Origin of the sequence: Flagellimonas nanhaiensis, from assembly GCF_003382275.1 — a bacterium.
GTDB classification, from domain to species: Bacteria; Bacteroidota; Bacteroidia; order Flavobacteriales; family Flavobacteriaceae; genus Flagellimonas; species Flagellimonas nanhaiensis.
The window spans coordinates 422,791-448,229 of sequence record NZ_QTJX01000001.1; the positions used below are offsets into that span (position 1 = coordinate 422,791).

General features: G+C 40.7%; 22 protein-coding genes. 5 read left to right on the plus strand and 17 right to left on the minus strand.

Going from position 1 to position 25,439, the window contains the following annotated elements; genetic code table 11:
• Window positions 1–38: 38 nt before the first annotated feature.
• Genes DX873_RS01985 through DX873_RS02010 form a run of 6 tightly spaced genes read right to left on the minus strand, consistent with a single transcriptional unit; the run spans window position 39 to window position 9,875 of the window.
• Window positions 39–1,577: a M20/M25/M40 family metallo-hydrolase gene (locus DX873_RS01985; protein ID WP_116182853.1), complete on the minus strand. Its 1,539-nt coding sequence runs from the start codon at window positions 1,575–1,577 to the stop codon at window positions 39–41.
• Complete coding sequence (gene uvrB, locus DX873_RS01990; RefSeq protein WP_116182854.1) at window positions 1,574–3,559, minus strand: excinuclease ABC subunit UvrB; 1,986 nt, start codon at window positions 3,557–3,559, stop codon at window positions 1,574–1,576. The genes DX873_RS01985 and uvrB overlap by 4 nt, the downstream gene beginning before the upstream one ends.
• Before the next feature lie 49 nt (window positions 3,560–3,608).
• A complete protein-coding gene (locus DX873_RS01995) occupies window positions 3,609–5,345 on the minus strand; it encodes a T9SS type B sorting domain-containing protein (protein ID WP_116182855.1) in 1,737 nt (578 codons plus the stop codon).
• Between the two features lie 47 nt (window positions 5,346–5,392).
• Window positions 5,393–8,104, minus strand: a complete 2,712-nt coding sequence (locus tag DX873_RS02000) for a T9SS type B sorting domain-containing protein (RefSeq protein ID WP_116182856.1) — start codon at window positions 8,102–8,104, stop codon at window positions 5,393–5,395.
• A 29-nt stretch (window positions 8,105–8,133) separates the two neighbouring features.
• Complete coding sequence (locus tag DX873_RS02005; protein ID WP_116182857.1) at window positions 8,134–8,967, minus strand: ABC transporter permease; 834 nt, start codon at window positions 8,965–8,967, stop codon at window positions 8,134–8,136.
• 11 nt (window positions 8,968–8,978) lie between these two features.
• Window positions 8,979–9,875 (minus strand): ABC transporter ATP-binding protein, encoded by an 897-nt coding sequence (locus tag DX873_RS02010; RefSeq protein WP_116182858.1) that lies wholly within the window; start codon window positions 9,873–9,875, stop codon window positions 8,979–8,981.
• Window positions 9,876–9,949: 74 nt separating this feature from the next.
• Between DX873_RS02010 and DX873_RS02015 the strand changes: the two genes are divergently transcribed.
• Window positions 9,950–11,026, plus strand: a complete 1,077-nt coding sequence (locus tag DX873_RS02015; protein ID WP_116182859.1) for a hypothetical protein — start codon at window positions 9,950–9,952, stop codon at window positions 11,024–11,026.
• On the opposite strand, the gene DX873_RS02020 is transcribed toward DX873_RS02015, so the two are convergent.
• Genes DX873_RS02020 through DX873_RS02045 form a run of 6 tightly spaced genes read right to left on the minus strand, consistent with a single transcriptional unit; the run spans window position 11,023 to window position 16,493 of the window.
• Window positions 11,023–12,081 (minus strand): nucleoid-associated protein, encoded by a 1,059-nt coding sequence (locus DX873_RS02020; RefSeq protein ID WP_116182860.1) that lies wholly within the window; start codon window positions 12,079–12,081, stop codon window positions 11,023–11,025. The two genes, DX873_RS02015 and DX873_RS02020, sit on opposite strands and share 4 nt — an antisense overlap.
• Window positions 12,082–12,136: 55 nt before the next feature.
• On the minus strand, window positions 12,137–12,628 hold the full coding sequence (locus DX873_RS02025) for an IS1096 element passenger TnpR family protein (protein ID WP_116182861.1): 492 nt from the start codon (window positions 12,626–12,628) through the stop codon (window positions 12,137–12,139).
• 44 nt (window positions 12,629–12,672) lie between these two features.
• Window positions 12,673–13,686 (minus strand): COX15/CtaA family protein, encoded by a 1,014-nt coding sequence (locus DX873_RS02030; protein WP_116182862.1) that lies wholly within the window; start codon window positions 13,684–13,686, stop codon window positions 12,673–12,675.
• Window positions 13,683–15,113: a CCA tRNA nucleotidyltransferase gene (locus tag DX873_RS02035; RefSeq protein ID WP_116182863.1), complete on the minus strand. Its 1,431-nt coding sequence runs from the start codon at window positions 15,111–15,113 to the stop codon at window positions 13,683–13,685. Before DX873_RS02035 ends, DX873_RS02030 begins: the two co-directional genes overlap by 4 nt.
• Window positions 15,113–15,673, minus strand: coding sequence for an L-threonylcarbamoyladenylate synthase (locus tag DX873_RS02040; RefSeq protein ID WP_116182864.1), 561 nt, complete (start codon window positions 15,671–15,673; stop codon window positions 15,113–15,115). Before DX873_RS02040 ends, DX873_RS02035 begins: the two co-directional genes overlap by 1 nt.
• Window positions 15,666–16,493, minus strand: coding sequence for a glycosyltransferase family 2 protein (locus tag DX873_RS02045; protein WP_116182865.1), 828 nt, complete (start codon window positions 16,491–16,493; stop codon window positions 15,666–15,668). Before DX873_RS02045 ends, DX873_RS02040 begins: the two co-directional genes overlap by 8 nt.
• Before the next feature lie 66 nt (window positions 16,494–16,559).
• Between DX873_RS02045 and DX873_RS02050 the strand changes: the two genes are divergently transcribed.
• Window positions 16,560–17,393 carry a glycosyltransferase family 2 protein gene (locus tag DX873_RS02050; RefSeq protein WP_116182866.1) on the plus strand — a complete coding sequence of 278 codons (834 nt, stop codon included), beginning with the start codon at window positions 16,560–16,562 and terminating at the stop codon, window positions 17,391–17,393.
• Here DX873_RS02050 and DX873_RS02055 read toward each other — a convergent pair.
• Window positions 17,375–18,178, minus strand: coding sequence for a glycosyltransferase family 2 protein (locus DX873_RS02055; RefSeq protein WP_116182867.1), 804 nt, complete (start codon window positions 18,176–18,178; stop codon window positions 17,375–17,377). The genes DX873_RS02050 and DX873_RS02055 overlap by 19 nt on opposite strands.
• A gap of 290 nt (window positions 18,179–18,468) precedes the next feature.
• Complete coding sequence (locus DX873_RS02060) at window positions 18,469–19,284, minus strand: 2,3,4,5-tetrahydropyridine-2,6-dicarboxylate N-succinyltransferase (protein WP_116182868.1); 816 nt, start codon at window positions 19,282–19,284, stop codon at window positions 18,469–18,471.
• A gap of 97 nt (window positions 19,285–19,381) precedes the next feature.
• Here DX873_RS02060 and ruvX point away from each other — a divergent pair, with 97 nt between their 5' ends.
• Genes ruvX through DX873_RS02075 form a run of 3 tightly spaced genes read left to right on the plus strand, consistent with a single transcriptional unit; the run spans window position 19,382 to window position 20,874 of the window.
• A complete protein-coding gene (ruvX, locus tag DX873_RS02065) occupies window positions 19,382–19,792 on the plus strand; it encodes a Holliday junction resolvase RuvX (protein WP_116182869.1) in 411 nt (136 codons plus the stop codon).
• Window positions 19,793–19,795: 3 nt separating this feature from the next.
• Window positions 19,796–20,386 (plus strand): peptide deformylase, encoded by a 591-nt coding sequence (gene def / locus DX873_RS02070; RefSeq protein WP_116182870.1) that lies wholly within the window; start codon window positions 19,796–19,798, stop codon window positions 20,384–20,386.
• Between the two features lie 53 nt (window positions 20,387–20,439).
• A complete protein-coding gene (locus DX873_RS02075; protein WP_116182871.1) occupies window positions 20,440–20,874 on the plus strand; it encodes a DUF5606 family protein in 435 nt (144 codons plus the stop codon).
• Window positions 20,875–20,877: 3 nt separating this feature from the next.
• Here DX873_RS02075 and DX873_RS02080 read toward each other — a convergent pair whose 3' ends face one another.
• The 3 genes from DX873_RS02080 to bglX are packed head-to-tail and all read right to left on the minus strand — an operon-like array spanning window position 20,878 to window position 25,316.
• Window positions 20,878–22,452 (minus strand): family 20 glycosylhydrolase, encoded by a 1,575-nt coding sequence (locus DX873_RS02080; protein ID WP_116182872.1) that lies wholly within the window; start codon window positions 22,450–22,452, stop codon window positions 20,878–20,880.
• Window positions 22,449–23,108 carry a GDSL-type esterase/lipase family protein gene (locus DX873_RS02085; RefSeq protein WP_116182873.1) on the minus strand — a complete coding sequence of 220 codons (660 nt, stop codon included), beginning with the start codon at window positions 23,106–23,108 and terminating at the stop codon, window positions 22,449–22,451. Before DX873_RS02085 ends, DX873_RS02080 begins: the two co-directional genes overlap by 4 nt.
• 3 nt (window positions 23,109–23,111) lie before the next feature.
• A complete protein-coding gene (gene bglX, locus DX873_RS02090; RefSeq protein WP_232520832.1) occupies window positions 23,112–25,316 on the minus strand; it encodes a beta-glucosidase BglX in 2,205 nt (734 codons plus the stop codon).
• Window positions 25,317–25,439 lie beyond the last annotated feature (123 nt).

The following is a 25,439-nucleotide window of genomic DNA, read 5'->3' on the forward strand; positions in this document are numbered from 1 at the left end:
GGGGCGCGCTTCTTTTTATTTTAAAGAGACTACTTCATTCAATCCATTGGCTCGGTCAGAACCGCGAGACAGGACATAATGCCTTCACGGAAATTACCAATTCTAAAATTCTCGTTGGGTGCATGAATGCTGTTGTCTGGATTGGGGATTCGCAAAGAGACCGCAGGTACTCCCAACTTGTTTATAAAAGGGGCAATAGGTTGAGAGCCTCCAGTAGTACGCATATTAACAAACTGATCCTCAAAAACCCGTGTCATGGCGCGACTCAGCATTAGCCCCATGGAAGAATCAAAATTGGTTCGGAATGGTTGTGAACCCAATCTATATTTAAAAGAGGCCAATTTTGAATGTGATTTGCGCTCTTCGTCAGTGGGGGTGGACTCCACTAGATAGTAACCTTTATCCTGAATGAATTGTTTCAAAAGCCCCATGAGCCTTTCACCATCAGATTCGGGAACCAATCTCATATCGATTTCAGCAATTACTTCAGAAGGAATCAGCGTTCTGACTTCTTTTCCCACCCAAGCAGCCTTAAGTCCCCTAATGTTCAATGAAGGATACTGCAAGGATTCTTGATAACTGCCTCCTACTAGGTCAGGTTTGGAAATTCCCAGGCTTTCCTTGATTTCTTGCATGTCCTCCGGAATTTGGTTAAGTCTTTTCTTTTCCTCATCAGTAAGTGCAATACCATCATAATACCCAGGAATCTGTACAAGACCGTCTTCATTTTTTAGAGAAGCCAGAAAACGAGAGGCTTCGAATACCGGGTTAGGGGCAAAGTTTCCATATTGACCACTGTGTAAAGCCCTTCTAGGACCAAAAAAGGTTATGGTAGCCGTTGCAATTCCCCGTGCTCCGTACGTCAGTGTGGGTAGATTGGACAGATGGCGGGTTCCGTCCATAATCAATATTCCATCCGCAGTCAATAAATCTGCATATTGGTCAACAGCTTCTGGAAGATGGGGAGATCCCAGCTCTTCTTGAAAGTCCATGATTACCTTGATGTTATACCTAGGCATTACCTTCATTTCTTTCAATACCCTTAATGCAGTGATAAACGACATAGCGGGACCTTTGGAATCTGAAGCAGAACGAGCAAATATTCTCCAGTTTTCATCCAATTCGTGGTCATTAGTTTTTTCGGTTACGATTTCCCATTCATCATTTGCGTTCTTTCTTTTTAAAACCGGATCATAGGGGCTGGGTTGGTGCCATTTTGTGGAATCAACAGGTTGACCATCAATTTGTAAATAGAACAAGAGGGTCTTTGTGTTGTTTGCATATCTCTTTTCAGCAAATAACAGCGGAGCTCCAGTAGTTTTAAGTCGTTGCGTGTCAAAACCAAGCTCTGTGAAAATCTGGTCACATCGTTGGAGATTACCCTCAATCTGGTCGGTGTAATTCCCATCATTTGGAATTTTTAAAAAGTCCATTAGGTTATTGACTGCAGTAGGCAATGCATTTTCGGCAGCGTTCTTTATCTGTTCCTTTGAAAGCTGCTGGGCATTCATTGTCGCAATGAAAAGGAGCTGCAATGAAGCCATGCAGCCAATGGTCAGGTATTTGTGTAGTGTCATGATTCTTGTAACATTTTTATTTCATCCCGTAATTTTGCAGCTTCCATAAAGTCGAGTTCTTTAGCCGCTTTTTCCATAGCCTTTCTTTTGTCCCTAATTAGTTTTTCACGTTGATCTTTGGTCAAATATTCCAAATCAGGCTCAGCAGCACGCAATTCTTCTTTTTGGAAATAATAGGTAGAAACTGAGTTTTTGGCCAAGGCGTTATCAAGGTTTTTGTTCAATGCCTTGGGAACAATATTGTTTTCTTTGTTGTAGGTCATCTGCTTTTCCCTACGGTAATTGGTCTCATCAATGGTTTTTTGCATACTTTCAGTAATGGTATCCGCATACATAATGGCTTTGCCATTCAGGTTTCGAGCGGCCCTACCTACGGTTTGGGTCAAAGAACGGTTACTTCGTAAAAAGCCCTCCTTATCTGCATCCAATATAGCTACAAGCGAAACTTCGGGCAGGTCCAAACCTTCCCTCAGCAGGTTTACACCTATGAGCACATCAAAAAGTCCTTTTCTAAGATCTTGCATGATTTCCACCCGTTCCAGAGTGTCCACATCACTATGGATGTAGCGGCACCTAACATCTATTCTAGCCAAGTATTTAGCCAATTCTTCTGCCATACGCTTGGTCAAAGTAGTGACCAAAACGCGTTCATCAATTTCTACCCGTTGCTGAATTTCCTCAACCAAATCGTCAATTTGGTTCATAGTTGGCCTTACCTCGATAATGGGATCTAACAGACCTGTGGGCCTGATAACTTGCTCCACATACACTCCTTGGCTCAATTCTAGCTCATAATCAGCAGGGGTTGCACTAACATAGATAACCTGATTTTGAAGTGCCTCAAATTCTTCGAATTTTAGTGGTCGGTTGTCCATAGCCGCAGGAAGTCGGAATCCGTATTCCACCAAATTCTCTTTTCGAGAACGGTCGCCACCATACATGGCATGGACCTGGGGTATGGTTACGTGGCTTTCATCAATGACCATGAGATAATCATCTGGGAAGTAATCCAATAAACAAAAGGGCCTGGTACCGGATTCCCTACCATCTAAATACCTTGAGTAGTTCTCTATTCCTGAGCAGTAACCCAATTCCCTGATCATCTCCAAATCAAAATTGGTGCGTTCTTCCAGTCGTTTTGCTTCCAAGGGACGGCCAATTTCTTTAAAGTAATCTATCTGTCTCATCAGGTCATCCTGAATTTGATGAATGGCATTTTGCAGAATGTCCGGGGAGGTAACGAACATATTTGCGGGATATATGTTCAGGGCATCGTAGATTTCTATAACCTTATTGTTGAAAGGGTCCAAAGCCTCAATCTCCTCAATTTCGTCTCCAAAAAAGTGGATTCTGAAGGCATGGTCCGCGTAACCTGGAAAAACATCAACGACGTCACCTTTTACCCTAAAATTTCCATTTCTGAAATCCGCAGTAGTTCTTGAATATAGACTTTGTACCAATTGTTTCAGGAACTTTGTTCTGGAAATCACCTGGTCCCTATGAATGGAGATTACATTTTTCTGAAATTCCACCGGATTCCCAATTCCATATAAACAGGAAACGGATGCCACTACCAAAACGTCCCTTCTTCCAGAAAGGAGTGAAGAAGTGGCACTTAATCTTAGCTTTTCAATATCCTCGTTAATAGATAGGTCTTTTTCAATATAGAGACCACTGGTAGGTATATAGGCTTCGGGCTGGTAATAGTCATAATAAGAAACGAAGTATTCTACAGCATTTTTTGGAAAAAACTGTTTGAACTCGGAATACAACTGTGCAGCCAAAGTTTTATTATGGGCAAGGACCAGAGTGGGCTTTTGGACTTGTTCCACCACATTGGCCACGGTGAATGTTTTTCCTGATCCGGTAACCCCTAACAAGGTCTGATGGCCTTCTCCAGTGCCTATACCCTCTACCAGTTGTTTAATAGCTTCGGGTTGGTCCCCCGTAGGATTGAATTCTGATACTACCTGAAATTTCATACACTAAAAATACTAAAGGCAGCGACTAAAAACGAAGTGAAGGGACAAATTATCTTTTAAGTGAAAAATGACCGTATATTTCACGGTTTGTTACATCCACTGCTTTGAACCAGTAATCCCCAGAGGGTAGTGGACGCCCAGCAATATTACCATCCCAACCTTCAGAATCTTGTGAGATTTCTTTTAGGAATTTTCCATATCGGTCAAATATGCGGATACTTTGAAAAACAATGGCGTCTGTATTTTTTGGTTGAATGAATTGCCAATAGTCATTGAACGTATCCCCATTGGGTGTAAAGAATTTTGGAAACCCTTCCACTGTTAGATCTTGGGAAAAAGCTTCCTCTGCAATTCCACATCCATTTTTATCCCTTACATAGAATGTATGATTTCCGGGGGTTACCCCACTGAACACATTACTGTCCTGATAGGGACCATCACGGTTATCAATAGCATATTCATAATCGCCAATTCCAGATGTTTCAACGGTAACGCGCCAAGTTGTTACTTCTTCCGTGGCCAACAGATTATCGATAATTGCAGTTTCGGAAGAAACAACCTCAAACTCTTTACTTGTGGGGCATTCAATCAGGTTTCCAGATTGGGAAACAAAGTTGTAGGCTTCATAGCGATAGGTGCCATTACTGGTTAGATCAACAGAACTGTTTTCAGATAACAAGGTTTCATTTCCGTAGGGATCAATTTGGTACCATCTAAATCCATCAGCAACATCTTCAGTTGTTACCGTAAAGGGAGCTAGGTTTTCGCAGAAAGAAACGGTATCCGGGAAATTGATTTCGGGATTTAGCGAAACGAACTCACCTGTGGCCAAATCTAAATAAGGCCCGCAACCGAGAAGCGTGGAGAAGCTTTCCTGTGTACATCCGATAGCATCACCGGCAGCATTAAAAGGTACTATGGTGATAAAAAACGTTCGATTGGGTTCAAAGTTCAACACAAAAGTAGAATTGGTGAAAAAGGCAGCGTTATCCAGAACATTGGCATTTGTCGGTGTGGTTCCAACGGTCAGACGGTAACCCACAGCCCCTGGAACAGCGGTCCACTCAAGTAGGGGGGTAAGTGGAACGTTAACAGCTCCGTTGACCGGATTTGTAAGATTGGTACAGCCCGGAAGTGGGGCTAATTCACCTGTGGTAAAGCTTATTTCTGTGCAACCTGAGGCCGAGCCATTTTCATTATAGGGTACAACAGATGCGTAAATCAATTGGTTTTCTGGTAGTTGTCCAGGAGGGTTGTACGAAAGACTATTACCAATATCTGTTTGTGGCAAAATATCACTACCTCCCGGGAATGTCCCAAGTGTCAAAAAATATCCTGTAGCCGTTGGAGCATAAAACCAAGTGAAATTGGTAAAGACACTAACGTCAGTTGCTCCATTTAATGGGTTCCTGAACGTGGTGCAATTTGGTGCGACGGTGACATCTTCTGTGGTAAACGATTGACTTGCGCAGACGATATCAGAACCCCCTTGAAAAAGGAAATCCAAAATAATGGTAACGTAGATCTGTGTATTCTCGGGAAGACCGAGAGGGGGGGTGTAAGAGGTTGCACTTCCTACTGATTGCTCCGCAATGTCCGCTCCTCCGGGAGAAGTTCCCAATCTAACACGATAACCCGGAATACCGTCCACAGACTCCCACGTAATAGTGGTGTTCACGGGTACGTTTGAGGCACCGTCAACAGGGCTCAACAGGTCTGGGCATTCCTGAGCCATTCCTGTGACTGCATTGAGCAGAACGATAATGAGAAGCAATTTTTTTAACATTTGACCAAAATCAAACTGTTTAATTTACCAAATTTCTCTTTCAATACCTATCTCTTTAAGGTAAAATGTCCTTTAAATATTCTTCCATCCTCCAAAGAGACCTTAAACCAATAGTCAGAAGCAGGCAGTTCAGCGTTGTTGAAAGTACCATCCCAACCTGTTGTGGTAGGACTTATCTGTGCCATAAGCCTACCATATCGGTCAAATATCTGAATAAGACTTTCGGGCTGGAACTGACTGTCAACACCTAGAATTTGCCACGTATCATTATAGTTGTCTCCATTTGGAGTGAAAAACTTAGGGTACCCAATAACGGAAATCATTTTTTTGGAAATACCGCAACCATTTTTATCTCTAACCGCCACAGTAACAAATCCTGGGGCTATGTTTTCAAATAATGGGGAGTCTTGGTAGTTGATTCCGTCCACCGAATATTCATAATCCCCATCACCTGAAACAAATACTTCCACAATGTTGTTGTCAGAGATATCCTCTACACGAATATTTTCCAATATGGCCCGGTTAGATGGGAGTACCTCAAAGCCAGTTTCATTGAAACATTCAAAGGTTCCATCTGCATTGGTGTAAGTGTAGCCTACTTCCAACACATAATTCCCCAATGCGGAAATGGGAACTTCTTGTTGGTTCCCTATTTCTTGAATTCCGTTTTCGGTTTCATGATACCATCTGTACTGGTCATAACCATTTGGAGCTGTTATGATAAGAGGTTGACCATCGGTACACCAAATAAATTCACTTTCAAAGGAAAGTTCTGGAGTTGGATTGACAACAAGATTCAGCATATCAACATCCTCACATTCATTGTTTTCTTCTACTCTGGCAAAAATGGAGGTTGACTGCGTCAAATACATTCCCGAAAGTGGATTTTGCTCTAGACTGGCATCCTCCAATGAGGCATATAAATTTACATCCTGATTAGGGTAGTTGGATTGTATGATATCATCCAAATCAAAAATACCCTCCAAGAGCTGGTTATTGGGATTGTCATCGCAAGCATAGAAAGATCGTTCCCCATCAGTTAGAACAATTGATCTTACCCGAAGTTGTAGTTCCTCAAAATCTTCACATCCGTTGTTGTCCACAATTTTGTAGTAGATGGTCTGATCAAAAGCATTGGTATTGGTATAACCTACGGGATTGGGTATGGGGTTATCAGAGGTCAGATCTATTAAAGATTCATAAAAGAAATAGGTGTACGCGTCATCCAAAATGGCTTGCTCCAGATTAAAAGAGGTCAATCCGTCCGTTGAATTTGTTGAAGCAGCATCACATTGGACCAAAAGAAGCGGTTGTGCTGTTGGAAGTGGATTTACCGATATGAAAGCTTCTCCAACAATTGGACATTCTCCCGGATCATTGGGTGTTATTTCCAAACTATATCGACCAGAATCAGCAATTGAAGCTGGATCTATGGTTATGGTATGGCCAGTATTTGGCAGTACCACACCATCTTTTTCCCAAACATAGGTTGCATTGGGAACATTATCCCCTTCAAGAGTAAATTGTTCCCCATCACAAATGGATAAGGAACTGCTTGTGGTACCATCTGGGTTTCTAACAAGATCTATTCTATCAAAGAAAGATTGAATGAACGGAGGTAATCCCTGGGTGGCATTTCTGTTGTTCAGAAATATAGCATTGTGCACATAATTTGCAGCATTTCCAGCTTCGTTTGGGTTTTCAATAACCCCTAAATAAGGTGTTCCCCGTAGATAACTTTCGGCAATGGTTCGATAAATTTTTCCATTTTGACCCAGTTGTAACGCTCCCCTGAAAATGGATCTTTTGTCCAGAACCAGCTCTGAACTTGAAATGTCAGCCGCTGTAAGATCATACTGCAATAAAGAAGAAGATGGATCTTGAGGTACATCTGGATCAGGAATTCCAGAGGAAAGAACATAAAAGAATTGTTGGTTCGGGGAAAACTCAATTCCATAGGATGAGGTATTTTCATCTGAGATTTCAATGATCTGTGGGTTGGAAACAATTCCTGTATTGGTGTCAAAATCATACAAATGAAGTCCTGAAAATGCATGGGCAGCAGCCAAAATACTGCCATCAGGCGAAAATTTTAAATAACCTCGTGGGTCCAATATTTCCAAATCGGCAAAAGTGCTTTTCACCGGAGTTGGATTTACCCCCAAATTGCTCACCTCATAGGCATAGTAAGCGTCAAAGGATGTTGACTGGTCAGAGTCAAAACCAAGCGTGACCACCCAAATGGATTTATCAAAACAGTCTTTTACTACGGCTGATATTTTTTCGGAACAGTCGGCCAAAAGATTTATGTTTTTTTGGGTTATGGCCCCATTTCCGCCATTTAGGGAAAGGTCCACCACGGAATAGTTGAAGCCTCGATCGGGATCCTCCTCAAAAGTTTTGGTGTCCACCGTAAAAATGTATAGAATATTTGGGTCATCCGGTTTTTCAACAATAATAGCAGATTGGGTACTGGAGGGATCTCCATACAAATTGTTTCCGTTTTGCATTATGTTGTGGTTGCGGTCAAATACCCGTATCCCATCGGTATACAGAATAAGATTGCCGGCGGCATCAGATATGGAGGCACAACCTTCAAAGGTATCCAGCCTACCATTTGTCAATGGTGTTACGGTACCATCATTGTTAAAAGTGATTCCGGCCCCGTTGCCAAAATACCAATTGGAGGTTTCTCCTTGCCCATAAGTAGCAAGGGTAAATAGCAATGCCCACAGTAAAAACCGGTATTTATATAGCATTCATCGCATTTATAGCACCTTACAAGATACTATAAATCACGCTTTCTCAACAAAGCATAGGATAAATAGACGAAAAGAACAGTCCAAAAGATGACGATTAGGAACTCGTACCAGTAAACATGATAGTCAAAATTCATGTTTTCGCCTATCTGTTCTCCGATGTTCTGAACGGCCGATAATCTAGTAAAAGGTTCTTTGATCAGGTTGGTCATAGACTCTAAAGGGAAAAAGTCTTTTATTCTTCCCGCGCTTTCCCAACTCATGACCTTCCATCCCAACAAACCGAACATTACCTGCTCCAGAATAGCCCATAGAATGAGAAACCCGAGTGCAAAGGCAGATCGCTTCACGAAGATTCCCAGAAAGAGACAGAAGGAAAAAAATCCTACCAATTTTACAAAAAAGGCCGCCAAGAACTCCAGATCTGAGAATATGATGGACAGTTCATCATAATCAGAATAAACAAGCCCTAGAATCATTGAAACCACAAAAACAAAAATTGTTGACGTAAGCGCAAATGAAATTACCGTAAGGAATTTGGATAGTATAAATTCCTTCTTGGATAGACCGTCAATCAAATTTTGTTTGATGGTCTTGTTGCTGTATTCGTTGGCCATCATTGATACTATCACTATGGCCAGGAATAACTTAAATATGGCTGTAATAAAGGTGTTAAAGTGCCAGATATAGGGAAAATTGAAAATTCCTTGGTCCGCTAAATGGAACTTTACCGGGCCAATGTTGAACTTAATAGCGGCAATAAGGGCTATTGAAGTAAGCAAAACAAAATACGATGTGATCAGTATTTTGCTGGCCCTATTGTTCCAAAGTTTGATGAATTCTATTTGTAGTAAACGTACCATTCGTTTTTTGATTAGTTGTTCTTGGTCAAGGTTAAAAATTGTTCTTCCAGACTTTCTTTACGTTTAACCAGATGGGAAAGCACAATTCCTTTTTCATAAAGCATTTTGTTCAATGACTCAGCGTCCATTTCTTCCTTGAGGTATGCGGTTAGCGTGCCGTTGAAGCTTTCAATTTTCCCAAAACTTGCATTTTTTTCAAGAAGGCCTTTCAATTCTTCCATGTTTTCGGAACGGAGCTCAAAAAAGCCATGGCTTGCCAACATACTATCTACTGGTCCGGAATACAATTTCATTCCTTTTCTAAGAATGACCACATGGGAGCAGACCTTTTCAACCTCATCCAATAGATGGGAAGCTAGCAATATGGTGGTTCCTTGACCGGCAATTTTTTTAATGATTTCCCTGATTTGATGAATACCCTGGGGGTCGAGTCCATTCGTAGGCTCGTCCAAAATGAGAATTTCCGGGTCATTGAGAAGTGCTGAAGCTATGGCCAACCGTTGTTTCATCCCTAGGGAGTAGGTCTTGAACTTGCTGTTGCGTCGGTCCCAAAGACCTACGAGTTCCAGCTTCTCCTGAATCTTGGTTTCCGGTACTTCTTTGATTTTACAGACCAATTTTAAGTTTTGAACCGCTGTCATGTACGGATAAAAATTGGGCCGCTCAATTATGGCACCCACTTTTTTAAGAGCTTCATGCGTGGAGATGCTCCCATCAAACCAGCTAAAATTTCCGGCAGTTCTGTTAACAACGTTGAGGATAATCCCCAAGGTTGTGGATTTACCACTACCATTGGGCCCTAAAATACCATAGACATTGCCTTTCTCGATGGTGAATGACAAGTCCTTGACGGCCGTTAATGGGCCAAATTTCTTTGTTAAATCGGTTACGGTCAGTATTGTGTCCAAGACGGAATCGTTTTTTGATCAGTTTATAGTAACTTGACGAGGTTAAACAAAATTTGTTACAAAATAGGGAAAGAATGTCCGAGGAAAAATTGATGTCGAAGAAAAAACCGGCTTATCCAGTAAGCAAAAGGCTGGATGGATACCTGCACAAATACAGTAGAAAGATTGAAATTCCCATTTTTTATGAGGATTTATTAAGGTTTTCAGGCTCTGTAGTGGTGTATGATGATGATGAAAATGATACACTCTGGGTCAGGGTCTACTACTCTGACTTTGAACGGGAGGAAATTGACCTGAGCTTAAAAAAAGTATATTCCATACTGCATTCTGATGGTAGCGATAGGATTTTGGAGTATCTCAATATTGATGCAATTGATTACTGCACGTTTGGCAATTCTAAACCTTTCCGTATCAAGGTTAGGAACATCTTGAATGACAACTACACCTATTTTTATGTAAAAAAGACCGATGCCTCTAGGGTGTACGGGCTTGAGCTGGAGCACATTTTATCACCGTACAACCTTAACTTTTTGGTTTACGAAGACACTTTGATAGAGGAACATATAACCGGGGTCCCGGGCGATGTGTTCATCAAGGATATGCTTCCCAATTGCACCGAAGCCGAGAAGGCTCAGTTGGCCAAGGAGTTTGTAAAGTTCAATGAACGGTGTATGATACGCTTACTGGGTGATATGCGATCGTACAACTACGTGATTGTGCCCACACACGATTTTGATCATGTGGTCTATAAAATAAGGGCCATTGATTTTGACCAACAATGTTTTGAAGGAAAGCTAAAAGTTTACCGTCCCCAATTTTTCAAGGAGAACTTTCAGATGGTTGAACTGGTGCGTACCAAACTGCAGAAGTATTCGGTGGATCAGTACAAAATTGAAGAACGCTCCATTGTGGCAAAGCGTATTTTAAGCTCTGGAAATAGAATTAAAAGATTGATGGGCATTGCAAGGATGGACAATATTTCGTTGCCCGAGAACATTGAACGGCTCAAACTTGAAATCTACGATTTGACCAAGGACATCAACTTTAAGAAAAGTAACACAATGGGAGAAGTACTTTCATTGGCCCTTGACTTTGTAAGACGCAATTACGAGGATATGAGCATGAAGCAAATTCTGGGCAATGGGGCCTAGCTTTTTTGCTCTTTGTTGAAATAGACCAGATAATAGTACATCTGTCGTTCCTCATCCCAACCTTTTTCCACAAACTTTTGGGCAGATTCCGGGTTGATGAAATCCATTTTTATCTGGATGTTGGTATCCAGGTTGATTACATTCTTGATTTTCTTTCTGGCATCAGATACCGCCTTATTGGCAATGTCAAAGTTGGAAACATCCTCAATACTGTATTTTGGGCCCTTTTCAACCTTGTAGTGCTTAAATTCTGGTATAAGCTCTGGGTTTTCCATTACCTCATTTAAAAAGGAAGTTTCCTCAAAAGCATCATTTTTGGCAAAATGGTTCACGGCCCTGTTCATAAAGAGAACCTCTTGTTGCTTATCTTCAGCAGGTAGCACTACATCTTTCGCAAAGTTTTGACAGAACTTTAAGTAGTTCTTGGTATAAAAGTTTTCATCGGTCAATGGAATCAATCCCAAAAAATCCTCTACCCAATATTTAGCATCATACCGGTTGCTGTCCACAGAAAGTACTTTAAACCCCTCTTCCTTATCCATGTTAAACACAATGCAGCCTTTATCCAATTTGTTAATGTTGATGCCCTGGCGAATCAAAATCTCCAAATTCTGCTCGTTTTCCTTGAATTGAAGAAAATCATGCTTTAGTTCACTCTTAAAAATACCTACGGCATCCGTTTTTTCGTTGTCGATGACCATATCGGAGAAGTGTACGACATAAACTTCCCCACTTTTAATATGTGGGTGGTTGGATTGCTCAAAGAGATGTGTGGTTATTTTTTTTGAAACCTGATGGGTGTTTGAAGAATCCTGAAAAATTTCACACACAGAGTTATAGACCTCGTTGAATTCCAAATCTGCTTCATGGGAAAACCTGAAATAGTTCTCTTCTTTCTCCCTGAACGGTTTAAAAAAGTACTCTTTCAGCAGACCGGCCATTTCGTCATTGAGTGAAAAGGGTTCTGAAGAGAGAAAAATGCTCTCGTTTTTACTTTTATTACCCACTCTATGAAGAGAAATACTCTCAATTTGGGCAGAATACAGGTTTAGCATGTTCTTGGGCTATGTTTATGGTTTAAATAGAAGTAAAGAAATCAATTTTGGACTTTCAATTCCAGTTTTCATCAAAGTCGAAGTCATCGTAATTGTCCATAGGGTCTAATCCAACGGATGGGTCTGACTCAAACTTTTTTTCTGGGGGCGAATCGGGTAATTCACCAAAACTGAACAACAAATTGGGGTAGGTCCGGCCATCTTCTTTTTCGACAATATCGGCCAATTCCACAAAAAATGTCCACATATTGAAAAAGTCATATACGTAGATCATCTTGGGAGATTGCTCTGTTAATACCTGATCAAGGGAGGTTTCGTTCATGAGCCTAATATCGGACCCATTTTCACCCATATCAAACAGTGCAATTTCCTCGTCTTGGTTCCATTCTTCATCACAGGTATAAAAAGAAGCCATTTCACCTCCTTCAAACCCAAAGGCTTGGGTTATGGTGTTGTGAAATTCTTCCAATGTATTGTTATCCTCAATTTCAACATCCCTAAAAATATCTTCTTCGGCATCCAGGATAATCCTAATCTTGTAAATCATCAAAAAAAATTAGAGTGGGGGCAAATTTACAACAAATTAGTGTTTCATTTTGCGAACCTGTGCAAGGTAAAGGTGATTGCTGCCAATAGGAAAAAAGCCCCGACCTGGTGTGCAACCCCAAGCCAGAGAGGTACAGCATATATAAGGGTCAATACTCCCAATAGAAATTGAAGGAAAACAAGAACCATAAGCGATTGTATTCCTTTGTGCTGTAGTGTGGTCAGTTTAAGGTTTCGGACCGTGTACCATATCCATATCACAATTCCCACCACAATATAGGCTAGGTAGCGGTGTATGAATTGGACCCCGCTTTTTCCTTCAAAAAAGTTCTTTATCCAAGGCTGCTGTTCAATAAACACGGTTTCATGTATCAGTTTTCCATCACTCATCAATGGCCAGTGGTTGTGAAGGAACCCTGCATCCAAACCAGCAACAAAAGCACCCCACACTATTTGGATAATAATCGTAATGAATCCTAGTCTAAGAAGGTTTCTTACCTTTTTATTTATTTCATTTTTCGTGGGATAGAGCAGGTCCAGAGCTACCCAAAGGCTGTATGAGAAGGTTAGAAAAGCTGTGGTTAAATGTGCGGCCAATCTGTAATGTGACACATCTGGACGGTCCACAAGGCCACTTTTTACCATATACCAGCCCAAAAAGCCTTGAAACCCTCCTAAAAAAAGTAAAACCAAACATTTTTTGATTGTTGGGCGATCCAATTTTTTGGTCGCTAGGAAAAAAAGGAAAGGTAGAATGAAAACCACCCCTATAAACCTCCCGATTACCCGGTGCAGCCATTCCCAAAAATAGATGCTCTTAAAATCTTCCAGGGTAAAATGATAGTTGAGTTTTTGATATTCGGGGTATTGTTGGTAAAGTTCAAAGGCTTCTTGCCATTCTTGCTCGTTCAACGGAGGTATGGTACCCTGTATCAATCTATAATCCGAAATGGAAAGTCCGGAATGGGTAAGTCTTGTAATCCCTCCAACAACAACCATAATGAAAATAAGAGCACAACCAGTCAACAACCAATAGATTACATATTTGTTTTTCTTCATTCTGAATGGACTTTTAAATTCATTTTTTTGCCTTTTTCCAACATAAATTGATAAGCGGCCTCGTGTTCATTGGGAATTTCCCCTTCAAGAATGGCTTCTTTTATGGCGTCCTTGATAATTCCAATTTCTTTGGAGGGCTTTAGATTGAAGGTCTTCATGATTTCTTCACCTGTGACCGGAGGCTGAAAGTTTCTAATTTGATCTCGTTCTTCAACTTCTACAATTTTCTGACGCACTATTAGAAAATTGTTCTTGTACCTTTTCTGCTTCTTCGGATTTTTTGTGGTAATATCCGCTTCACACAGGGTCATGAGGTCTTCCACATGGTCTCCTGCATCAAATACCAAACGGCGCACCGCAGAATCTGTAACATGGTCTTCTGAAAGAATAATGGGTCTGGAGCTCATCAACACCATTTTTTGCACAAATTTCATTTTGTCATTGAGCGGCATCCTTAGGCGTTTAAAGAGCTTGTACACCATTTTGGCCCCAACAAATTCGTGGGCATGGAATGTCCATCCAATTTTTTTGTGGAATTTTTTGGTGGGAGCTTTTCCAATATCGTGTAGCAAAGCTGCCCATCGCAGCCAGAGATTGTCCGTGGTCCTTGAAATATTGTCCACTACCTCCAAAGTGTGCCAAAAATTGTCTTTGTGGCGTTGCCCTTCAATTTCTTCGATGCCCTGTAGGGCCGTAAGTTCGGGCAGGATAATGGGTAAAAGCTCTGTTTGATGGAGCAATTTGAGACCAACTGAAGGCACTTGACTCATCAATATCTTATGGAGCTCATCTACAATACGTTCTTTTGAAACGATTTTGATTCGGCCCTTGTTCTCCGTTATGGCCCGAAGCGATTCCAATTCAATGGTAAAGTTCAACTGGGATGCGAATCGAACGGCGCGCATCATTCGAAGAGGGTCATCGGAATATGTGATTCCAGGCTCCAGTGGTGTTCGGATTATTTTTTGGTCTAAATCGGCCAAACCACCAAAAGGATCTAATAATTGTCCAAAGTTTACCTTATTAAGCGCCAGGGCCATGGCGTTTATGGTAAAATCCCGTCTATTTTGGTCGTCCTCCAAGGTGCCATCTTCCACAATGGGCTTTCTACTGTCCCTTTGATAGCTTTCTTTTCGGGCACCCACAAATTCCAGTTCCATGCCCTGGTACTTGATCATGGCAGTACCAAAGTTTTTAAAAACTGAAACATCCGGTTTGCCCTTTAGCTTTTCTGCAACCTTTTTGGCCAGTTGTATACCACTTCCAATACCTACAATGTCTATATCTGTTGGAGTTTCCCTCTTTAAAAAAAAATCACGGACGTATCCCCCAATCACATAGGATTCCATGCCCAATTCATCGGATACTTCTCCTATCAGTTTAAAAATGGGTTGTGATATAGCGTCTTTGTGAAAGTCCTGCGTCATTACTCCCTAATTACCTTGACCTGGCCACCACTGCTTAATTTTATGATGGAAGAGGGTGAAGGATTTTTGTTCTCATCCGGCAAATTTACCACATAGTCCACTCCTTTTAAAATTTCTGGGTGTATATCGGAGAACTGTTTGGGAGTAGGAAGACCAGAGATATTCGCCGAGGTGGAAACAATGGGCTTTCCAAATTTGTTGATGAGATACTGGCAAAACTTATCCGAAGCTACGCGGATAGCCAGGGTATTGTCCTGGGCTACCAGGTTTGGTGCAATACCAACAGGGTCGTCATAGACAATGGTTGTGGGTTTTGTTGCCAAATCCATAATGTCGTACGCCACATCGGGAACTTCCTTTACGTGCCTTTCCAACATGGCTTGGTGGGCTACCAAACAAATAAGGGCTTTACTATCTTCCCGTTGTTTTAATTGATATACTTTTTTAATGGCTTCTGGATTAGTGGCGTCGCAACCAATGCCCCATACGGTGTCGGTGGGGTAGAGGATGAGTTTACCTTCTTTGAGCACTTCAATACAATTGTTGATTTCTTCAATCAATACTATGGAGTTTTAGTTTAAAATGTTGGCTAAGGGCCAACCATTGGGTTCTGTTTTTGTCCTCGGTAATATTTGATTTCTTCAGACTAACCTTTTGGGATCCCCAGATGGGTATGGGTTCTTTTCCATTGTTTTCTGCCTGAATGGAAGCTGTTCCTTTTAACAAGGCCATAGCTTTGAACCAAAGATCGTCTGCTTTTGGTGCCAGGTCAAGAAAAAGTTTTTGGTCAAAGACCAAATCATCCAAAGTGTTTGGAGGATAAAGGGTGCCTCCAGCTCCAATGGGTAAGGTTCTCTTGAGATTTTCGCAGGATTCCGAGCTTGATTTCCATTCACGATAAGGAAGTAACTCCCCAGAATCGGAATAACCAATACATCTTGTCTGGTTTCCAATGATGGCTGTTGGTTTTTTTTGATGGCACTCATATAATCTGGACAGCCATCTTTTTCTATAGATCATGTCATCATCGCAAGTGACCACAATTTTATCTCCAAAAATTTTAAGTGGCTCCACCAATTTTCGATGTGAACTTGAGTAGGACGTATACTTTATTGAAAAAAGGTCTCCGGTCAATTTTGCCAATTTTTGAGGAATTTCAGTTTTTAGGTCTTCATGTAGCCAAAGAATTATCTTTTCGGGCAGCACATCTTGATTGAATATACTCTTTATAGTGAGGTGTACTATTCCCAGTCTGGATGGTATGGAAGCTAGGGAAACTACCACTGGAATGGTAGGTTTACCTTTGGTAAGTCCTATTTTATTGGCAAAGGTCAATCTCAATTGATTCGACAAGGATACCGGTATTTCTTTGACCTTCATAAATTGGTTTTAATGTTTCAAAATTAAGGATATGTGATAATATTTAATATTTCTATTTTTGCCAAGATGAATCAGAAGGAAAAGGAAATCCCGAAAATATCTGTCATAGTAAGCACTTATAATGCGGAAGAATGGCTAAAAAAAGTATTATGGGGGTTTAATTGTCAGATTTTCAAGAATTTCGAAGTTGTTGTTGCAGATGATGGGTCTGGACCAAAGACCAAAGAGTTGTTGGACGAACTTTCTGAAAAGGTGTTTTATGATATCGTTCATGTATGGCAAGAGGACGACGGCTTTCAAAAGTCCAGAATCCTTAATAAGGCGGTAGAAGCGTGCAGCGCGCCATATATCATCATGACGGATGGGGATTGCATTCCCCGGGAGGATTTTGTAGAGGTACACTATATCAATAAAGAACCAGGTTATTTTATCTCTGGTGGATATTATATGCTCCCTATGAACATTTCCAAATTGATATCACTGGAGGATATAGAACAACAAAAATGTTTTGATATTCATTGGTTAAAGGAAAAAGGGATACCAAAGACTTTTAAGAACAATAAGTTGACTGCGAGAGGGTTACTATCGAAATTTTTGAATACTGTAACCCCTACCAATGCAAGTTGGAACGGGCATAATTCTTCTGGTTGGAAAAAAGATATCCTAAATGTTAATGGGTTTGACGAAAGGATGCAATACGGTGGACAGGACCGAGAGTTGGGAGAACGTCTGTTCAACTTTGGAATAAAGTCCAAACAATTGCGTTACAGTGCTGTTTGCGTCCATTTAGACCATAAAAGAGGTTATAAGACCCCAGAGTCTATTGCAAAAAATAAATCAATTAGAAAGGAGACAAGGACCCAAAAAGAGGTTTGGACCCACTATGGCATTACCAAGTAATAGGCCAGTTCGTTCTTTTTTTCCAGTCGTTTAAGCTCTCTGAATCTCTCCAAAACTCCTAGGGCATTGAGATAACAAACAATAACTCCCTTTTTTCCATCGAGGAAACCAAGTCTGAGCACATAATGGTAAAAGAATTTCCAAAAAGGTTTTACCACCATTAGGAAATAGTTGAACTGCTTTTCTTTATAAAAGGCTTCTTTTGCCTTTAATTGACCATAACGAAGCATTTTTCCTTTATAGTCTTCATAATTTTTGTAACAGTAGTGGGTAAGCTTTTCTTTTAGGATGCAAGAACCGCCATCCACTTCCAAAGTCTCATGTACAATCTTTTTGTCAGTAAATTTGGCTTTACTTTTTCTGAACAACCTATGATTTTTATCTGTTTGCCAACCACTAAAGTTCAATGGCTTGTTCTGGAACATGAAGTTTCTGTAGAACCAATAGGCTTCGCATGCATTAGGATTGTTGATAGTATCTACAATCTCTTTTTGAAGCTTTTCGCTTACCACTTCATCAGCATCCAAAAAGAGTATCCAATCGTTGCTCGCTTGCTTTAGAGTAAAGGATTTTTGAGCTGTAAAATTTTCAAACGGATTTTGAATCACCGTAACCTTGGGGTGATTTTGCAGGTATTCATAAGTACCATCAGTACTATAAGAATCTACAACAATGATTTCATCAGCAAATGAGATGGAATCAAGGCATTTTTCAATATAACCCATCTCATTATAGGTTATGATCAGTGCTGACAATTTTTGCTTTGGGGTGCTCAATTCAGCCATATTTATTGGTGTACAAGTTTGGTGTTTACAAAACTATAACAAAAAATTAAGGATAAAATTGTTCCAATGTTTATTTTTCTTACAACAATTGGAATTACAAATTCCCTACTTTTTCTATTTAAAAAATACTATTTAGGTTGTTTTGACATATAAGAGATAACGAAAAAGCAAAAGGTTGCTTTCCGTTTTAAAGATTATTCCGTACCTAGTTTGGGAATACTAGACGGCTTAATCGAAGATTACCAATAAAATGCAGTCAATATGGTTAAATCAATTGGTATAAACAGTGTTTATACAGCAACATCATGCTCTCTAAGAGCATCGTTCAATGATGTTTTCTTATCTGTACTTTCCTTTCTTTTTCCAATGATTAATGCACAAGGCACTTGATACTCGCCTGCGGCAAACTTTTTCGTATAACTACCAGGGATTACCACAGATCTTGCCGGAACTCTTCCTTTGAGCTCAACAGGTTCATTCCCCGTTACGTCTATTATTTTGGTGGAGGCGGTTAAAACCACATTTGCGCCCAAAACAGCTTCTTTTTCAACCCGTACCCCTTCAACCACAATACAGCGGGAGCCTATGAACGCATTGTCCTCAATAATAACAGGTGCTGCTTGAAGAGGTTCTAATACGCCTCCTATTCCCACACCACCACTTAAATGGACATTTTTTCCTATTTGTGCACAGCTTCCCACTGTGGCCCAGGTGTCTACCATGGTGCCTTCATCTACGTAAGCCCCAATATTTACATAGCTTGGCATTAGAATGGTTCCTTTGGAGATATAAGCGCCATGACGTGCAACCGCATGTGGAACTACGCGTATACCTTTTTCCTGGTATCCCTTTTTTAGGGGAATTTTATCATGATATTCAAAGATTCCAGCCTCCAGCACTTCCATTTTCTGGATAGGAAAATAAAGCACTACCGCTTTTTTGACCCACTCATTGATTTGCCAGCCATCTTCTGTGGGTTCCGCACATCTCAATTCCCCATTATCTATCAAGGTTATTACTTCCCTAATGGCAATTTGGGTTTTTTCCTCTTTCAACAATTCTCTATTGTCCCAGGCTTCTTCAATAAGTGCGCGCAGTGCATTCATGTTTTAGATTTTGGCAAAGATAATTGGCTTCTTATTAATATCGGTGCATATTTTACTGACATAACATTTTTGACCTATTTTTGCCAAAAAATTTGAATTGGCGAGAATTTTGGCATTGGATTATGGGAAGGTGAGAACAGGAATTGCCGTAACGGATGAACTTCAGTTGATTGCCTCAGGGCTCACCACCGTTGAAACCAAAGAATTACTACCATTTCTTGAAGGTTATGTTGAAAAGGAAAATGTAGAAAGGTTTGTTATCGGTCTTCCTAAGCAAATGGACAATACCCCATCGGAATCGGAGAGTCTTATTCAGGTTTTTTTGAAAGAATTGTCGAAAAAATTTCCAGAGATTCCAGTAGAACGGCAAGATGAGCGGTTTACCTCCAAAATGGCCTTTCAATCTATGTTGGAGAGTGGAATGAAGAAAAAGAAGCGCCAAAATAAGGCCACAGTGGATCAAATAAGTGCTACACTGATTTTACAAGCATACCTTAACAGGATTTAATTTATGATTTTACCAATTATAGCATACGGAGATTCGGTTTTACGAAAAGTTGGAAAGGACATTACCCAAGAATACCCAAAGTTGGATGAGTTGATTTCAAACATGTGGGATACCATGTACAATGCTCATGGGGTAGGGCTGGCCGCACCACAAATCGGCCTTCCTATCAGACTTTTTCTAGTGGATACTACGCCTTTTGCTGATGATGAAGAACTGGAGGAGAAGGAACAAGAAGCATTAAATGGTTTCAAAAAGGTTTTTATCAATGCCAAAATAGAAGAAGAGAATGGAGAAGGGTGGAACTTCAACGAAGGGTGTTTGAGCATTCCGGACATTAGGGAAGATGTAAAACGTAAACCTGAAATCACCATTAGCTACTTGGATGAGGACTTTAAAGAACATACCGAAACTTACGACGGATTATTGGCCAGGGTCATCCAACATGAATACGACCATATCCAGGGTGTGCTGTTCACGGACAAACTTTCATCACTTAAAAAACGCCTTTTAAAAAGTAGGTTGGAGAAGATTTCAAAAGGAAAAATCAACGTAGATTATAAAATGAGATTTCCCAATATCAAAAAAGGACGTTAAAAAAGTTCGGGTTTGGGATAAAAGCATAATTTTGCGCCCGTAAAATATAGTAAATGGCCCTTGACAAAATTTTATCTATAGGTGGCAAACCTGGATTATTCAAGTTGTTGACACAGACCCGAAGCGGTTTTGTGGGAGAATCTCTTTTAGATGGCAAGCGTATCACTGTGGGAATGCGCAGCAATGTCAGCGTTCTGTCGGAAATTGCCATATATACCTTGGAAGAGGAAGTGCCCTTGCGGGAAGTTTTCCAAAAAATCAAGGAAAAGGAAAATGGAAATAAAACCGGTATAAGCCACAAGGCTGAAAAGATAGAATTGGAAGAGTATTTCTTCGAAATCTTACCAAACTACGATGAGGATAGGGTCTATGCCAGCGACATCAAAAAGATTGTACAGTGGTACAACATTCTTGTTGATAATAAGATTACTGATTTTGCAGAGGCAGACAACGATAAAGCTGTTGTAGAAACCTCTGAAGAGGAGTAAACCTCAATCTTCCCAATCCACCAACTTTGATGGGTAGAAATTAACGTTCATTCGGTTTAGGTAAGCCGTCTGTTTGCCCAGTCGTTTTCTGTAGTCTTTCCAGTCACAATGTTCGCTGGCTGACCAGCCCAATTCGGCATACCCTATAGCACGTGGAAAGGCCAAATATTCCAGTTCCGCACTGTTGCTTATGGTTTCTGACCACAAGGGAGCTTCAAGACCCAATATGCTTTCTTGGTGCAGATTTTCAACAAAAGTTTGGGGATTCCAATTATACGCTACATCTACCGGAATGTATCCCGCCCAATGTAGACCGAATTCGGACTTGGTATCGTACTGCATGTCCAAATAGGTTTTTTCGGCAGGGGAAAGGATAATTTTTGAACCTCTGTCCATTGCTTTAAGCGCATCCTTGGGCTCATTCCACAGTTGAACTATTGTGCTGGAACCTATGTCAGCTTGGGAAATTTCATTCCAACCTATGGCCTGTTTTCCATGTTTTTGGACAATTTTCTCCACTTTTTCAACAAAAAGGATATAGTCTTTCTTCTTGGTCACATGGCTTTCATCACCTCCAATATGAAAATATGGTCCAGGGCTAATAGCGGCAATTTCACCTATCACATCGTTCAGAAAGCTGTACACGGTGTCTTTTTGGGCATCAAAAGTACTGAACCCGACCTGTGTGCCTGTATAGCGCTGTACAGTTTTTCCGTTTCCGTTTAAAAATGGGTAACTCAAGGAGGCAGCGTTGGTATGCCCTGGCATGTCTATCTCGGGAATAATGGTGATAAATCTTTCGGAAGCATAGTCAATCAATTCTTTATACTCATCCTGAGTGTAGAATCCTCCTTCACCGCCACCAACTTCCGATGCACCGCCAACTTCGGTCAATTTAGGCCATGACTTTATTTCAATACGCCACCCTTGATCATCGGAAAGATGAAGGTGCAGTGCATTGTATTTGTAATAGGCCAATAGATCTATATATTTCTTCACTTCATCCACTGTAAAAAAGTGTCGTGCTACATCCAACATAGCTCCGCGATATTCAAATTTTGGACTATCCATTACCTTACCGCTTGGTATTGGCCATAAGGGATGGTCTGTAAGGGTATCGTTGCTTTTCTCAGGAATGAGTTGCCTTATGGTCTGTACGCCCCTAAATGCTCCCGCAGCCGTTTTTGCATCCAATAAAATAGAATCGTTTTTGATGTACAAAAGATAAGATTCTGGTCCTTTAAGAGCACTACTATCTGATTGGTTGATATAGATGTATCGGTCTATTCTCTTTTCAGAATCGGTATTATTAACACTAATGTCCAATCCAGTTTTTGAATGGATTTTTCTTGCTAGGAACTGTCCTACTTCTTCAAATTTAGGGTCAGATAAGGAGGTATATATAAAAGTATTTTGGTCCAATCCAAAAGCACTGTTCGTAGGAACCGTTTTAAACGGTTTCGGTATAAGAGGTTCTGCGCTAAGGTCAGTTTTAGGATATTTAATTTGTGGCTTTGGAGATTGACACGCAAGGGCAAAGACCATTGCGGAAAAAAGTAGTAAGGACCTTCCTATCATAATTGATTATTACTGTTGTTGACATATTCTTTGAGCACGGCGTACCACAAATCATATCCTTTGGTATTCATATGCAATCCATCTTCAATAAAAAGATTTCGTTTAAGTTTTCTTTTATTGAGCATGATTGTCCAAACATCCACAAAATGGACATGGGGCAGGGTAGCAGCAAGCTTTTTCAGTTTCTTGTTCAGGCGGAGATATTTGCGTTTTAAATGCCATCTGGAAATACTGGGTTTGGCAGAAATCAGTACAATTTCCATTCCTGGTCTTTTTTCTTGAAGGTACTCCAGGATGTTGACAAAAGTTCCAATAATAGCTTTTGGCCTTCTTTTGCTGCTGATATCATTATCTCCTTCATAAATGAATACTTTATTTGGACTGTAGTCCAATATCAATTCATCCATATAAAGTTCTAGGTCCGATGATTGGGAACCTCCAAAACCTGTGTTCAAAATTTGTTTGTCTGGGAATCGATCTTGAAGATCTTCCCAAAGGCGAATACTGGAACTGCCAGTGAAAACAATGGTCTCCTCGGCATTGTTCCAGTTCTGGGAAACCCGCTGTTGTACTTCCTTCACCTCTTCAAAGAAGGGAAGGCTTTCTTGGGCATTGACAGCTGAAAAGACAAATAGAAAAAGTATAACGAACCTCATCCCTTATTTTTTTACAAATGAATCAATAAGCCCTTCTCCTGAACTGGTTCCAACCATTACTCCAAATTCACCTGGTTCCACAACAAATTCATACTGATGGTTGTAGAAGCCCAATTCTTTATTGGTTAGAACAAATTCAACTCGTTTGGATTCATTTGGTGCTAAACCTATCTTTTGGAAACCTTTTAGTTCTTTTACAGGTCTTGTTACACTGGCGACTTTGTCGTGGATATATAATTGTACCACTTCTTCTCCGGCTACTTTTCCTGTATTTGTGATCGTAGCAGATACTTTTATCTTACTTTGATTTGAAGAATCAATAGCTAGGTCCGAATATCCAAAGGTTGTATAACTCAATCCATATCCAAAGGGAAATAACGGTTCATTTTTTTCGTCACTGTAATGTGTCCAAAATACAATGGGTACTTCATTGGCCCGCCCTGTACTATAGTGGTTGTAGTAGATTGGTACTTGACCAACACTTCTAGGAAAGGTCATCGGAAGTTTTCCACTGGGGTTATAATCCCCGAACAATACCTTGGCTATTGCATTTCCTGTTTGGGAACCTAGTTGCCAAGCTTCAAGAATAGCAGGAACATTTTCAGCCTCCCAATTAATGGTCAGGGGACGCCCGTTCATTAAGACCAAAACAATATTCTTGTTCACTTTATGAACAGCTTTCAACAAATCTAACTGTAGTCCAGGTAACCCTAATTTTGTTCTACTACGGGCTTCTCCACTTTGGAAACCGTGTTCTCCAAGAACCATGATTACAACATCCGAAGATTGGGCCAGTTCTACAGCTTCACTGATTCCGGACCGGTCTGTCTCATTCACCTGTACCTCGTTCAAGAAGTTGGCATCCTCATTGAACACTTTTGGTCCTTTGGCATAGGTAAGATTCTGGGTATACTTTTTCAATCCATCAAGTACAGTTACAGCAGTATTGTCATCCGAACCTAAACGCCAGCTTCCAAGAGGACTATTGTTATCGTTTGCGAGCTCCCCGATAACAGCGATTTTAGGCTGGTTCTTTTTTAACGGAAGCAATCCTCCTTCGTTTTTTAGAAGCACCATGGATTTTTGGGCCATTTCCAGTACTCCAGACTGATGGTCCTCGTGATAGAGTCTTGATTTTTCCCTCTCTGGGTTACAGTAGCGATAGGGGTCATCAAAAAGGCCCAGTTCAAATTTAACCCTAAGAATACGTCCTACAGCTTCATCTAATATGCTTTCATCAACTTTCCCCTCTCTTACATTATCGGCAAGATGGGTTACATAGGCATAAGATTCCATGTCCATATCAGAACCGGCCAGAGCACCAAGTTCAGCAGCATGCTTTAAATCAGCGGCATAACCATGCGGTACCATTTCACCAATGGAAGACCAATCCGAAATAATAAAGCCATCAAATCCCCAGGTACCTTTTAAGATGTTTCTTTGAAGATTCTTATCCCCTGTAACGGGTACTCCGTTAAGTAGATTGAACCCATTCATGACAGTTTTTACATCGGCTTCGACTGCGGCCTTAAATGGTGGAAACACCATATTGTAAAGGGTGGAGGTTCCTATATCGACTGTATTGTATTCCTTACCTGCTTCAGCAAAACCGTAAGCAGCAAAATGTTTGGCACAGGCAGCAATCGTGTTGTTTTGGGATAAATCTGTTCCTTGAAAGCCATTTACCCTGGCCTTGGCAATCTGTGCTCCTAAGTAAGGGTCTTCGCCACCACCTTCCATGACCCGTCCCCAACGGGCATCATGGGAAATATCTACCATAGGGGCAAAGGTCCAGTTAAGTCCAACAGCAGAAGCTTCATCAGCGGCAATCCTTGCCGATTTTTCTATGGCTTCCATGTCCCAACTAGCAGCTTCGGCCAAAGGAATGGGAGCTAAAGTTTTGTATCCGTGGATTACATCAAACCCAAATATCAGAGGAATACCCAATCTGGATTCCTCAACGACCATTTTCTGTAATTTTCGTACCTCTTCGGTACCTGTTACATTGAGCATGGAGCCTACCCATCCTTTTTTAAGATGCTCATATTTTTCAGCAGCATTCCCTTCTTTGGGTGCAGGACCGGTAATATCCCAGAACCCATTGTATTGGTTCATTTGTCCAACTTTCTCTTCAAGGGTCATTAATTTGAGTAATGAATCAACTTTCTGATCGATAGTTTTTTCTTGGGCCATAATAGTAAAGTTCATGAATAAAATAGAGGTTAAACTCAGCCAGCGAAATAAGTGTTTAGGTGTCATAGTGTAAGGAGTGTTAGGAACTAATTGATAACCCACTAAATTAAGCCAAAAATCCATCATGCCCTAAAGTAA

Excerpts from the sequence above, each read along its gene's own strand:
- DX873_RS01985 (WP_116182853.1), bottom strand. The coding sequence starts at position 1,577 with ATGACACTACACAAATACCTGACCATTGGCTGCATGGCTTCATTGCAG.
- uvrB (WP_116182854.1), bottom strand. The coding sequence starts at position 3,559 with ATGAAATTTCAGGTAGTATCAGAATTCAATCCTACGGGGGACCAACCC.
- DX873_RS01995 (WP_116182855.1), bottom strand. The coding sequence starts at position 5,345 with ATGTTAAAAAAATTGCTTCTCATTATCGTTCTGCTCAATGCAGTCACA.
- DX873_RS02000 (WP_116182856.1), bottom strand. The coding sequence starts at position 8,104 with ATGCTATATAAATACCGGTTTTTACTGTGGGCATTGCTATTTACCCTT.
- DX873_RS02005 (WP_116182857.1), bottom strand. The coding sequence starts at position 8,967 with ATGGTACGTTTACTACAAATAGAATTCATCAAACTTTGGAACAATAGG.
- DX873_RS02015 (WP_116182859.1), top strand. The coding sequence starts at position 9,950 with ATGTCCGAGGAAAAATTGATGTCGAAGAAAAAACCGGCTTATCCAGTA.
- DX873_RS02020 (WP_116182860.1), bottom strand. The coding sequence starts at position 12,081 with ATGCTAAACCTGTATTCTGCCCAAATTGAGAGTATTTCTCTTCATAGA.
- DX873_RS02025 (WP_116182861.1), bottom strand. The coding sequence starts at position 12,628 with ATGATTTACAAGATTAGGATTATCCTGGATGCCGAAGAAGATATTTTT.
- DX873_RS02030 (WP_116182862.1), bottom strand. The coding sequence starts at position 13,686 with ATGAAGAAAAACAAATATGTAATCTATTGGTTGTTGACTGGTTGTGCT.
- DX873_RS02035 (WP_116182863.1), bottom strand. The coding sequence starts at position 15,113 with ATGACGCAGGACTTTCACAAAGACGCTATATCACAACCCATTTTTAAA.
- DX873_RS02045 (WP_116182865.1), bottom strand. The coding sequence starts at position 16,493 with ATGAAGGTCAAAGAAATACCGGTATCCTTGTCGAATCAATTGAGATTG.
- DX873_RS02050 (WP_116182866.1), top strand. The coding sequence starts at position 16,560 with ATGAATCAGAAGGAAAAGGAAATCCCGAAAATATCTGTCATAGTAAGC.
- DX873_RS02055 (WP_116182867.1), bottom strand. The coding sequence starts at position 18,178 with ATGGCTGAATTGAGCACCCCAAAGCAAAAATTGTCAGCACTGATCATA.
- DX873_RS02060 (WP_116182868.1), bottom strand. The coding sequence starts at position 19,284 with ATGAATGCACTGCGCGCACTTATTGAAGAAGCCTGGGACAATAGAGAA.
- def (WP_116182870.1), top strand. The coding sequence starts at position 19,796 with ATGATTTTACCAATTATAGCATACGGAGATTCGGTTTTACGAAAAGTT.
- DX873_RS02075 (WP_116182871.1), top strand. The coding sequence starts at position 20,440 with ATGGCCCTTGACAAAATTTTATCTATAGGTGGCAAACCTGGATTATTC.
- DX873_RS02080 (WP_116182872.1), bottom strand. The coding sequence starts at position 22,452 with ATGATAGGAAGGTCCTTACTACTTTTTTCCGCAATGGTCTTTGCCCTT.
- DX873_RS02085 (WP_116182873.1), bottom strand. The coding sequence starts at position 23,108 with ATGAGGTTCGTTATACTTTTTCTATTTGTCTTTTCAGCTGTCAATGCC.
- bglX (WP_232520832.1), bottom strand. The coding sequence starts at position 25,316 with ATGAACTTTACTATTATGGCCCAAGAAAAAACTATCGATCAGAAAGTT.